The sequence below is a fragment of the Lysinibacillus sp. GbtcB16 genome (genome assembly GCF_019091145.1).
Taxonomy (GTDB): Bacteria; Bacillota; Bacilli; order Bacillales_A; family Planococcaceae; genus Lysinibacillus; species Lysinibacillus fusiformis.
This window is the reverse complement of record NZ_JAGXJV010000801.1, coordinates 1-241: the sequence shown is the minus strand read 5'-3', so window position 1 is coordinate 241 and position 241 is coordinate 1. Positions and strand designations below refer to the sequence as shown.

Below are 241 nucleotides of genomic sequence, written 5' to 3'. Positions count from 1 at the left end.
AATAAACATGCCGTTCCAGAAGGCGCGGAGCAGCCCTCCCTGTTCAATTACTTCTTTATAATTGGAAAACATCCACTGTTTTGGTAGTTTTAATGAGAAATCCAGTACCTCCGAGCTTGTTTTGAAAGAACCGAGCAGCATAATAAGCAATGGCGCAATGATCGCCAGTGCAAGGATCAGCATGATGGCCTCCACAACGATCGCCTTCCAATCGATTTTACGAGCAGAAATCATTATTCCT

1 pseudogene is annotated in these 241 nt (G+C 44.0%); it reads right to left on the bottom strand.

Annotated features, from left to right (window positions below):
• A pseudogene (locus KVT27_RS25945) lies at positions 1-241 on the bottom strand (carbohydrate ABC transporter permease); the annotation flags it as partial.